This window comes from Cohnella sp. (assembly GCF_041640265.1).
In the GTDB taxonomy this organism is placed as follows: domain Bacteria; phylum Bacillota; class Bacilli; order Paenibacillales; family Paenibacillaceae; genus Cohnella.
Map to the genome: position 1 here is coordinate 1 of NZ_JBEQAP010000089.1, position 10,683 is coordinate 10,683.

At 42.2% G+C, this 10,683-nt stretch carries 7 protein-coding genes and 1 pseudogene; all 8 read right to left on the reverse strand.

Annotated elements, in window-relative coordinates; translation table 11 throughout:
• Positions 1–397: 397 nt before the first annotated feature.
• Positions 398–3,742, reverse strand: a complete 3,345-nt coding sequence (locus tag ACESLK_RS29250) for a DEAD/DEAH box helicase family protein (RefSeq protein ID WP_373233368.1) — start codon at positions 3,740–3,742, stop codon at positions 398–400.
• A 40-nt stretch (positions 3,743–3,782) separates the two neighbouring features.
• Positions 3,783–4,973, reverse strand: a complete 1,191-nt coding sequence (locus ACESLK_RS29255) for a restriction endonuclease subunit S (protein WP_373233369.1) — start codon at positions 4,971–4,973, stop codon at positions 3,783–3,785.
• A complete protein-coding gene (locus ACESLK_RS29260) occupies positions 4,966–6,438 on the reverse strand; it encodes a type I restriction-modification system subunit M (RefSeq protein WP_373233370.1) in 1,473 nt (490 codons plus the stop codon). The genes ACESLK_RS29255 and ACESLK_RS29260 overlap by 8 nt, the downstream gene beginning before the upstream one ends.
• A 171-nt stretch (positions 6,439–6,609) precedes the next feature.
• The gene (locus ACESLK_RS29265) at positions 6,610–7,527 is read right to left on the reverse strand and encodes a DUF5655 domain-containing protein (RefSeq protein WP_373233371.1); all 918 of its coding nucleotides are present in this window, start codon (positions 7,525–7,527) and stop codon (positions 6,610–6,612) included.
• A 70-nt stretch (positions 7,528–7,597) separates the two neighbouring features.
• A complete protein-coding gene (locus tag ACESLK_RS29270) occupies positions 7,598–7,909 on the reverse strand; it encodes a type II toxin-antitoxin system RelE/ParE family toxin (protein WP_373233372.1) in 312 nt (103 codons plus the stop codon).
• A gap of 12 nt (positions 7,910–7,921) precedes the next feature.
• Positions 7,922–9,778, reverse strand: a complete 1,857-nt coding sequence (locus ACESLK_RS29275; protein ID WP_373233373.1) for an N-6 DNA methylase — start codon at positions 9,776–9,778, stop codon at positions 7,922–7,924.
• Positions 9,779–9,999: 221 nt separating this feature from the next.
• The gene (locus ACESLK_RS29280; protein WP_373233375.1) at positions 10,000–10,272 is read right to left on the reverse strand and encodes a type II toxin-antitoxin system Phd/YefM family antitoxin; all 273 of its coding nucleotides are present in this window, start codon (positions 10,270–10,272) and stop codon (positions 10,000–10,002) included.
• A gap of 37 nt (positions 10,273–10,309) precedes the next feature.
• Positions 10,310–10,683: pseudogene (locus tag ACESLK_RS29285) on the reverse strand (hypothetical protein); the annotation flags it as partial.

Genomic DNA, 10,683 nt, shown 5'->3' on the forward strand with positions numbered 1-10,683 from the left:
ATTGCTCGACACTCTCACTTTAGCAAACGAAGCGGTGTTTTTCTATTTACAAGCCCAATACCTGATCACCTTGAAAGACTACAACGACATGCTCTCAAGATGATTTGTGCTCTGCGAAAGTTGAGTTAATATGATTTTGTTATGGAAAAAGGGGTTTGATAGTCTATCCTGGTTTTCTTAAAAAGCAAAAGAGCCGAGAGCCCTTGATATTCTTGGGTTTCGACTCTGCACATCGACTTATCTAACACAAATAAGCGACTCAAGCTAACGTATGGCGATTCCTATGGCCAGCGAATCCTCAGCAAGCTTAATTGGGGAACTACCGTTCATATTCATATCCCGAATCCATGGAAATTATGGAAGATGGCAGCCGTTCAGGAGTTTGCACCCCACCCCATCACAAAACCTTTATCGCATTCTCCTTAATCTGATTAACGGTATCTACCAGCCGTTTCTGCTTCGAGCCATCAAACAGCTTAATAAAGCTTTGAGGCTTATCAAATGGCGGCCTAGTCAGTTCAGATACATGATCGATATAGCCGTTCTGAACGATATAATCGATAACCTTTTTGACAAATACGATTTGCATTTGGCTTAGCGACTCATCATTTATGAACTCTGAGAATGCCGCAGTTGCAGCTTCATATTCCAGTTTCGCTACTTTACGTACCAGCAAGCCGAATGGCGTATCCTGAAATTCCCGTTTATAATCCTCTGCCGTTCCAAGCTCCCCTGTGAAAATGTTCTCCAAACTTTCATAGTCCAGAGCCGTAAGAGGAATGTTATGGCGCAACTTATGTATCGCAAGCGCGTCTCGATTCTGCTCGATATAACGGTTTACCTTCAGCTTATAATCCTCGAAGTCATAAGCCTGGTACATCTCCTTGCCCTCATGGACGGCGAGAATTTCATCCTTCAGATTGGTATATATCGGGCTTTTACCGCCCTCATCTACAATAAACTTCATCAGACCTCGCAGTTCCACACGAACTTTCTCAAAATGCACTAGGTCAGAACTCTCCCAGAATTCATCCGTACCGATACGGTTGATCAACGGCAACTTTTCCTTGATTTGCGGAATCGTCGCACGCTGAAGCAGACTGACAGCGACATCAATCAGTTGCTTCTTGCCTTTCTTGAATTGCGGCGTTCCTTCGATCTTGGCGATCATCAATCCATACATGAAATTGTCAAATCGCTTCGCGTATTCATCCGTATCATCCATAAAGACAATAGGCGCAAGGTATGTAATCAAATTGTGCTTATCCTGTTCCGTTAAACAGACATAAGCGTCCTCAGACTTATACTTCTCGATGTATTGCAATTGCATCTTTACCGATGCAAGCTCTGTATTCAGCGCATTGATCTGGTGAACGACGGTTGTAATCAGACCCGCACGAATGGATTGATACCTATCATCCATAAAGTCTGCCTGCTGCGTGTGCTGGATCAATCGAATTCGCTTGGCGAAGATCCCTTCGGATAGACTTTGGTTTTCATTGCCTTGTAGGCCCTCCTGATGTTCGCGGAAGAACTCAAAATTGCCAAGATAGTCAAAGATCACAAATCGAGTCTTATCCTCATCCTCCCCGAACAGGTTCTTGCACAGCCGTGTCCCTCGCCCGATCATCTGCCAAAACTTCGTCTTCGAGCGAATACGCTTGAAGAATACAAGATTAACAATTTCCGGCACATCAATCCCGGTATCCAGCATATCCACCGAGACTGCGATATGAGGCTCCTTACTCGCCACTTTAAAGTCGTCGATGATGCTCTGGGCATAGTTATCATCGGAAATAATACGTTTGGCAAAGCTCCCCTTCAATTGCGGATACAGCTTATCGAATCGTTCAACGATATATTGCGCGTGTTTTTTATTTTGGGCAAAAATAATCGTTTTCCCCAACCTGTCGCCGCCCGCCACCTTCAAACCCTTCGTCATTAAATCTTCTAGCACATAATCGACCGTAGATTGATTGAATATAAATTCATTGACCGCTGGTGAGGGGATAAAGTCCGGCATATCGCCATCTTCATCGGTGAAGTCCTCTTCATATCGTGCCTTATCTGCCGCGGATAGATCATCGTATGTTATTCCCTGCTCCAGAAATTTCATCGTCGTTTCGATATTATGGTAAGGAACCAACACCCGGTCAACCTCTACAGCGGTTTCATAGGGATAGGCATAAGTCGGCACACCGCTTTCCATCTCGAAGAAATCATACGTATTACGGTCAACCTCCGTCTTCGGAGTAGCCGTCAGCCCTACAATGAGGCTATCGAAATATTCAAATATCGCCCGATATTTCTTGAAAATACTTCTATGCGCCTCATCTACAATGATGAGGTCGAAATGGGCCGGCGTAAACAGACGTTTCCCCTCTTCGCTCTTGGCATGATCAATAGCCCCAAGCATCGTTGGATAGGTGGAAAAGACAATGCGAGCCGCCTTATCATCCTTGTTACTGAGCAGATTGCACAAGGACATATGAGGCAGGTAGTTCTTGAAATCATCCTTAGCCTGTTTGACCAGAGCCTTCCGATCCGCCAAAAATAAGATGTTAGTAACATACCCGCCGCGCGATAAAACATCGGTCAAGCTGGATGCCGTTCTCGTCTTCCCTGTTCCCGTAGCCATGACGAGCAAGGAACGTCGATGTCCTGTCGCCACGCTTTCGCAGACGGCCCGGATCGCTTCCTTCTGGTAGTAGCGGTCCGTTATTTTATCATCAATGACGATCTCATCCAACGCTTTGCGCTCATTGCGGCGGTTCATCAGCTTTTCCAGATCAGTCTTGGAGAAGATGCCGCTCACCTTGCGTTGCGGCGAGGTTACGTCATCCCATAGATTCGTTTCAAAACCGTTCGTCGTAAACATCATCGGACGTCTGCCGGTCATTTTCTCCAAGCAGTCTGCATACAGCTTCGCCTGTTGAGTGCCGATCTTGGGATCTTTGGACGTACGCTTCGCTTCGATGACGGCAAGAGGTAAGCCGTTCTTACCGTACAGCACATAATCGGCATAGCCTATTTCCTCGTTATTCGGCATGCCGTATAGCTCAACTTCTTCGCGCACATCATCCCCGAATGTCCAACCCAGCAGCTTCAGGTCTACATCGATATATTTCTTCCGTGTTTGAAATTCGGACAGATCCGCCGGTTTGAACTCGCGTTCTTCCTTGTGCTGAGCCTTGTCAGCCGTAAGCCGATCGCTCATCGCCGTAATCTTGGCGCGTAGTGCCTCGATTTCAGATTCCTTTTGCTCGATCAGGCTGTCCTTTTCTTTAATTTTGGCCTCGTCAAGAACGACCTTCTCGGCAGGGATATTCGCTTCTGAGAATTGGCGTTCTTCGTAATTGGCACCGTAGCAATAATCGAGCCACTGGATGAACTCGAACAAAGCCGACAAGGACAGAATCGCGTCGCTTCGGATGACTGTTTGATTCGTATGTACCGCAAGGTTCCCCAGCTTAATAATGAACTGGAGCTTGCCCCATGTCTGGTTCTCCATTGCGAATTTGAAGGTGGGCTCGTGAACCAATGCCTGCAAATTATCTTTATAGGGCATCGTAATCGTGTTGTCCGCAGCATACACCCATTTCACCGCCAGCTCCAAAGCTTTACGGCTCCCAACTGCCGTCATTGCAGGCGAGGTGGCAAGCACCCGCTCTGCTTCGATGGCGGCACTCGCAAACATGGCATACTCCGATTGTCCCTGTAAAAACTCAAAGTTTGCAGACATTCGCATTCACCTCGCGGTTATAAGAACTTAAGTAATGTCGCTAATCAAAATACTCGCTCATCAAGCTGTCGAACAAATACTGCGTTTCGTCGATCGCCTTCTTGACGAGAGTCTTCTGCTCCTCGATTTTGGTGACGATTTCGGCGAATTGGTTTTGGAGAGCGAGGGGGGGGAGTGGGACAATTGTTGATTTCAATTTTCCCATAGATATATTATACATTGAACCGCTTGTACCAGTTGAATTGTTAGATAAGCTACTTCTTATTGATTTATCGCTTAAAACATATTTCATATAGATAACGTTTGCTAAACTGTTAAATTCAATTCTCCATAGTTTATCCGGAAGAAGTAAGTCAGGGTAGTCTTCAAAAATTATGCAAGTGGCCCCTACTAGTTCTTTGGTATTAGCTCTACTAAACAATAAGTCATTCTTATGCGGGAATACATATTTTTTTATATTCAAGTCCTTGTCTAATACCTTATACTCTGTTTCTCTAAAAAAACCTGATGTAACTGCACTAACCTTTAAAACAGCTTTATCATCTTTCCCCTTTATTTTTTTAATACCATCTACGCTCCACCCTGCTTCAATAACCTTAATCGTCTTTTCAATAGATAGGCACTCCCAAACTCTTTCGTTCTTGATGGGATCACCAAACATGTCATAGAAAGTCGATTTGATAAGGTTATCCAGCTCTGCAAGTTGCTGTTTGCGCATAGCAAGCAGTTCTGTTGCGGTGTCCAACGTTTTGGCAATTTGTTTTTGGATTTCGAGTGGTGGATGTGGGATTTCTAACTCCCCAATATTTTTCAAAGACAAATTTAATTGTGCTACTCCTTGCTGTTGTTTTTGGAACTGTTTGAAAATTGATACCGACTTCAAAGCATAGTGTATATATTTCGTGTATGATTCTTCATTTGATAATCTAATTATTGCCAATGCTTGGTTTGTATTCGCTGGTAATATTTCTTTTTTTACAATTGCTGTCCTTCCTAGAGCACCTGCAATAGAGAATAAAATATCATTTTCCATTAATATAGATCGTTTCAACTTCATATTACATTCATCTGAAATATATTGAAATTTATTAGATAAAAACTCTCCACTCTCAGCTATACTTTCGACTTTCAAAAAATTAATACCTTGTTCCTGGAAACTAAATCCTATTGTTGTTGGAGTAGTACCTTTGGTAATTATGCTTGTTATCTCTGACAACTTTACCTTACTCACCCAAAAGCCCCCTCAACTCTTCCATCTTGGAAGCAATATCAAGGTTCAATTGATCAAGCCGATTTATAATTACCGCAGGGGCGTCATATTCTACCTTCTCGTATACCACTTCTTTATAGCGATTAATAGACAAGTCGTAATCGTTGGCTTCAATAGCCGACTTGTCCACGAAGAAGCTCTGCTCGGTTGGCTTGCGATCAACTTCACCTTCAAGGTTATGGAAACGGGCAAGAATGTCGGGTATGTCATTGGCTTCCACAGCCGAACGTTTGTCATCCAGGGAGAAGCCGTCGGCTTTCATATCGTAAAACCATACTTTGTCCGTACCGCCAGCGCCTGTTTTCGTAAAGATCAAAATCGCGGTACTGACACCTGCATACGGTTTGAACACGCCGCTTGGCATGGAAATAACCGCCTGAAGCTGATGGTTCTCTACCAGCTCTTTGCGAAGCGATTTATGAGCCTTTGTCGATCCGAACAATACGCCATCCGGCACGATACAGGCACAGCGACCGCCTTTACGTAGAATGCGTAAGAAGAGCGCCACAAACAGAAGCTCGGTCTTCTTCGTATCGCAGACAGCTCTCAGATTATCGTGAATACTTTCCGAATCGACCGTTCCTGTGAACGGAGGATTGGCAAGCACGATATCATAGGCGGATACTGTATGATTTTGCTTGGAGACGCTGTCCACATAATCAATATGAGGGTGCGTGATCGAATGAAGCATGAGATTCATTGCGGATAGCCGCAGCATCGTACGATCCGTATCAAAGCCCGAGAACATCTCCCCGGCAAAATGCTCCCACTGCTCGCCTGTCATCTCGGCTTCGAAGTTTTCTCTAACATATTCAGATGCAGATACAAGGAATCCCGCCGTACCGCATGCCGGGTCGCATATCTTATCGTTTGGCGTCGGCGCCAGAAGCCGAACCATCATATCGCGAATATGCTTGGGAGTTCTGAACTGACCATTCTGTCCGGCAGACGACAGCTTGCCCAGCATATACTCATACAGATCGCCTTGCATATCCAAATCCTTAATATCGTGTTCGTACAGTTCGTCAAGACCAGTGATTATCTTCTGCAATACTTGCGGAGTTGGTACTAGAAACATGGCATCTTGCATATATCGCGAGAAGGCCGATGTGGTCGCTCCATTCATTTCCTTAATAAAAGGGAATACCTTCGTGCCAACAATATCAAAGATGATTCGCGAATCTTTCGTCTTAAATTTGCTCCATCGCATGGACTGGCCGGCTTCATCTTGAGGGAAAATCTTAGGCATCGCTTCGCCGCCGCTCAATGCCTCGAAGCTCTCGTTTTCCAGCTCCTTCTCATCAAGGGAACGAATAAACATTAAGTATGTAAGCTGTTCTATAACGGTTAAGGGGTTGGTGATTCCACCCGCCCATATGTCCGACCATATTTTATCAACTTTATTTCGCACTTCTCCTGTTAGCATCCATCTTGCTCCTATCTACATGTTCATCAAGACTATAACTTTAGAACTAAATTTCGACAATAACATGTCTAATTCCTGCCATAAGTAATCATTTTGACATCTCCCTGTCAGCGAGTAGCAAAAAATGGTCCCATCGAGCTTTCTAATACTAGAGGTCATTCGGATTCCTGACTAACTTATCTCATAGCTAGACAGAATTAATCCCTTAGCATCGTTGAGTTGATTATCATTCGTTATTGTTATCTCAAGTTCGCCTGTTCCATAATGTCCAATATTTCGTACATCCCTGGTAAAGCCCGGCTCAATTGTTATTGAATCTGGATTTACCTTTACATAAACCGTAATTCTCCCGATTTGGGGATGAATTTCTACACATGCAAAATTCTTTATTCTACGAAATGCAATATAGTGCTTCAATATTTTCTCTTGCACATCGTCACCAAGCGCCATAATAAAAGCCTTCAGTGCCTCGTAACGGTTTTGGAGCACTTCATTTGACTGACTCAAATACTCGGATACTGTCTTCTCTGAAGATCTATTTATGACTTGTGAGCGATTTGATACTTCTAAGTCGATCGTATTAGCAGTAGTTGCGTTAACAAGTTCCAGCAACAGAAGTTCATCACCGAAACGCTTATAGCAGTACAATTCAATGTTCCGATTTATTTGTTGAATTGCATGTTCATCATACTTTGTAAACCCACCGGCAATACAAAGAAGTCGAGGGCTAGACCAATCAATTCTATTTTCCGTTTCACTACCGTATTTTTTCATCACTAACATTGTAAATTCCGCTTTGTGATCAAGCAACCAGTCTAAATAGTACAAGCCTTGATTGATGACATTCTCATTGGTTGATCTTTTATACTCAATAATAACTGGCGAATGATTCTCATCTATTCCAAGTGTGTCGATTCGTCCCCCATGTGTCTTCCCGGTTGAATATTCACTAGCCAGGAAGCGAACACCGAGAATCGTTTCCAGATGCTTCTCGATAAGCGTTTGAAGCGATTTTTCCAACATAGCAGAATGACCTTCAAGCTCTGTTACGTTACCGTTGTTTAACTTGAAAAGCTTAATGTCTCCCATAATTTTCTCCTCTGCTTATATGAGACTCACTCAACAAGATGAATTTGACAAAAAAGTACCTTGTCTACTACTATATCAACTCTTCAAAGTTCCGTTTTCCGTATAATATCCGCCTAATTTCCACGATATCGTCATGAACGACATAGAATACAACATACCTTTCAACTACCAGCACCCGATAATCGTCCTCGAGCCTATGGTTATTCCGATATAGATGCCCAGAGAAAGGGAAGTGCGCCAAATTGGAAATGGCCTTATCCAGTTTATCAACAAGTTCCATTGCCGCTTGTCTTGCAAAAAGCTGGTTGCTGATGTAGTCAACAATCTCCCTTAGATCAGAAAGTGCCAGTTCGATATAATGCAATTTATACCTACTTTCCATCGGCTCGGCTCCTTAGATTGACAGATTGAAACCTAATTGCTCAATCAATACGTGCTTTTGCGTTTCAAACCTGTGTTCAATTTCCCTTATCGACTCTTCATACTCGTTTTTATTCTTTTTGAGTTGATCTCCTACTTCATTCATTACATCTAACTCAAACATCGGGATTTCAAGCTGTTCCAATCTGGAGGGGTTAATCAGCTTGATTGTAGTTCCTGTCTGAAGTCCATCTATCATTCGTCTTCCGATTTCACTCTGTAAAAATTCATACAAGACATACGCATTGTATCGCTTTGGGTCCACTCTTATAATTGATAAATTTCCGCTAATAAAAGCCTCCTTACAATGGTCCTCCACAATCGCAAACTTCACCGCTGAGCCTTTAGACGTTATGAGGATATCCATCGGGCGAATCGCAAACTTAACTAGCCAGTCCGGTTTCTTATAAGTTATCTTTGCTGCTTCATCATACGTGATACTTCCATTATCAATATCTTTGATATTTAGCAGATAGTGTGTTGGAGAAAGCGAGAGGTCACTATATTCTTCGTTAGACAATTGAACACCACGCCTGATCTCTGCTATATCGCCAAGTTTGACAGATTGATGAAACGAATCCTTCAAAACATCAAAATCTAAATATTCCTTGGTATTAAGGCTAAAGTTGTAAAGTTCGATTTTTTTTCTGTCAATAAATCTACTGAATCGCTCCTCTTCAATACCGTCACGATAAGTGTCAATAATCTTGGTGATATCTTTATCGGCAATCGTATATTGGTTTCTATTCGTTCTATGTGAATATTCGCTGGCATCGATAAATAATATCTTGTCCTTTCTATTCTGGGGCTTATTTTTATTGAAAATAATCAACTCAGTGCTTATGCTAGTCGCGTAGTACAGGTTTGCCGGCATTGTAATAATCGCTTCAATTAAATCCTCTTCTATAATTGCCTTTCTTATGCTAACTTCAGTACTTCTAACCAGCGTTCCTTTTGTTCCGACTACCAGTGCTTTACCGGTTTCTTTCAGATGATATAAAACGTTTTGATAAAAGGCCCAATCAGCAGAAGATCTTGGCGGTATGCCATACTTGTACCTGGGGTCACTTTGTGCCTCTAAAGGATTCCATGCCATTCCAAAAGGTCCATCACAAAATATGAAATCGAATGTTAATTCTTCTCCGTTGTTACTCACTCGTTCTAAAACATCTTTGTTTACGATATTGAAGTGTTGAACTCGATTTACATTCATCAATAGTTTTGAAATCAGGTACGCAGAAACATTTATTTCTTCTCCATAGTACGAGATATCATTATTAATCTTCAGCATTTTTAACTGACGGAACATTTCAATAGCTACGCTTGAAATTCCTGAACAATAATCTGCATATGAATGGATCTGTTCGATATCTATTAATCCTAGCAATAATTTAGTTATCGCTTGTGGTGTACCATACATTTCGTTGTTGCTAAACGAGAATGCAACTAGATTAATAAATTCTACAATCTCTTCTTGATTAGCAAACGGATAGCTGCGTAAATTATCAATTACTTCATTCACCGCACTAATAGAAGAAACATGTGTATGATGAAAAGACGGCGTTATAAGTGAAGTGAAACTGCCTTCGAATTGTTTATTCTGATATTCCAGTTCTTTCAATCCATCATTTAGCATATCGAATATAGAAATCTCTTTAGTAAGCCGTCTCCATTGTAACTTTTCAATAATGCACGGCTCAGTTACATTCAGTCGGTGAATAAAGCATAAAACCAAAAGAATTCTAACGGATTGCTCGGTTGTGTATATTCCCCTTAACTCATCCAGACATGCGTACATCAGTCTATGCAATTCAGTATTTCGATTTCCCATTAGAACAGCTCCCGATTCACTTACATGTATGTCCATACCTAATTCTAATTTTACTAAGGAAAGTGATGGGCGTCAATCATTTCAAGGTATTCCCATACCTAATAAGATGTATAAAAAAGAACCAGTGGCTACAGCCCACCAGTTGAATCATTTTATCACTCAAGTGAAATACAGTGATTTCTCATACAGCATACCGTTTGTGAAATTTCCTTGTTAGTCGTTTATTTTTCATCATTGAGTTGTTTCTTGAGCTGACCAAAAACTTCAGCATGGCTATACCGTACTTGTGAGTTCTTTGCTTCGAGTTCAGCTTCTTTCAACTTTAAAAAAAGCTCATTGTCGTATTGAATGCTCTCATATTGCTCTATACTCATAACAACCATATCACCATGTCCATTTTTAGTAAGAAACACGGGTTCACGGCTTTCGTGGACAATTTTCGAAATTTCGGCAAAATTGTTTCTCAAGTCAGACACAGGTCTAATTTGCGGCATGTGATCGCCTCCCTTTCACATCCTTATTTTATCATCATTATGATAGCTTAATCAACAAGACAGGAAATGGGATCCTGCTCCCAACGCAGTCCGATGAAATCATTCGCTTCACGATCCATGCAAAAAAGGCCGGCAGCGAGCATCCTCTATCCGGATTGGCTACGGCGTAGATCGCCTCGATCCGGTTGTTGCGCACGGCGAAGGAAAACACATATTGCACCTGATTGTCCACCGTAAGGTGAATTCCCGGCGAACCGTTCACGGTCAGAAACGTATTACTAAACTTGCCGGATTTTATCAGCTTTGTCGAGAAGACTCCGACTTCAACATGAATGTGTAAGTCGGGGATGAATCGATGCCTTTTTGTTGTGAGAAAAACGAACGTATGTGCTATAATGGATATAATTGGAT